At 52.0% G+C, this 1,501-nt stretch carries 1 protein-coding gene; it reads left to right on the top strand.

The genetic code is table 11. From position 1 onward, the window contains the following. Window positions 1–178: 178 nt before the first annotated feature. A partial coding sequence (locus D6783_04245; GenBank protein RME52608.1) for a VWA domain-containing protein occupies window positions 179–1,501 on the top strand: 1,323 nt, incomplete at its 3' end.

The raw sequence follows: 1,501 nt of genomic DNA, 5'->3' as shown, positions 1-1,501 counted from the left end.
GTTTTGAAATGCAAGAGAACAAACAAGACTCTTTATGAATAATTTATGAATGAGGAGGTGTTTTTTCGTTTTGTGCAGGGGGTTGTTTTGATGAATGAGGGAGTGTTTTAGGGCAGGCAGAACGCAAAGCCTTTTATTTTATTGATGACTTCTCAGTGGCGAAAAGAAGGCGGAGAACATGGTTGGTTCGTTGTTGAAGAAGTGCTTAGTCAGTGCAGGGCTGCTCCTTGCTGCAGCGGGTGGGGCGCTCGCGGAGCGTGCTGTCCCGAGGAGTGAGGAGGCGTTGTCATCGACGTCTCGGCAGGTACAAATCGTATATCCTCAGGACGAATACACGATCGCCACGCGTGGCGTAATGCCTGTCCATGTCAAAGCCGCGGAGGGTCTTGACGTGCTCGTCTCTTACGAAACGCCGTCGGGGCGAACGCCTGCGTTCCCGAGGAGCAACGTCGAAGGCGGTGTTGAGCGCTTCTGGAGCGTTCCTGTCATCAGTGATTATTCTCACGTGTGCGTGGTGGCTGAGGCGTTGAACAAGCAAGGGGATGTCGTAGGTGAGGATCGCGCGTGCACACTTCCTTTTTCCAAGCCAGCAGCGGAGAGCAATCCGGGCTTCCACGTTGAAGTCAGCGCCGAACGCAAGGGTTCCCCCCTGGGCGGTGTGCCGCGCGGTTGCACGCCAAAAGAAGCAAACGTCGTCTGTGATGGTAAGCAATGGGCTTCACGAAAAAACGATTTGGAAAGAATCGTACAGGGATCGTGTGTTGAGCAACAAGATGAGAAGCACCAAAACGAAGTAGTTTGCCAAGCAGACTTATTGCAAGAAGAAGATATTGTATCTTGCAAGGTAGGCAAAACTCCCTGTGATGTTGTGGGGGTGGACCCAGCAAAACCGCCAGGCAACGTGTTGGTTGATGTCCTAATTGATAGGAGTTCGAGTGTTACGAGAAGCGAGGAAACCAATAAGGAACTCATCAAGAGCGTTGAGACCTTACTTGACACCTTAGAGAAAGCAGGTGTTAAGGTTTTGTATCGCGTTGCAACGTTTGCAGGGGGCGAGCAGGATTCAGATGCACAATTGAAGTTTTTCAAAGAAACGTTTTCCGGCCCCGAGGTTGTCGCGCAGGTCCTGCAAAACGGCATGAACCCAAGTGGCGGCCGAACGCTGATCTACACAGCATTGGCAAATAGTTTAGACATTATAGCATCAGAGAAAAAAGCGGACGAAGTGTACGAGGCGTTGACCGGTGTGGGCCGGGAGAGAATCATGGTGCTCTTAACAGACTGCGAAGACACGAGCAGAATGGAGAACAAGGAACGATTCGTGAATGAAGCGTTAGAACAAGCGAGGAGGGCAGGCGTTCCTATCTACGTTGTCAAGCTCGGCGGGACGGGAGGGCAGGGCGATACTGTCTGCAGGGCGTTTGCGAAAAGCACAGGTGGCGTGTACGAGCAAAACCCTCGCAAGGTCGGCGAACTTATTGCGAGGATTGGCCAGGACATG

This window comes from Candidatus Woesearchaeota archaeon (genome assembly GCA_003694805.1).
Taxonomy (GTDB): Archaea; Nanobdellota; Nanobdellia; order Woesearchaeales; family J110; genus J110.
Note: the sequence above shows the minus strand (reverse complement) of the source record. Positions and strands in the feature narration are given on the sequence as shown.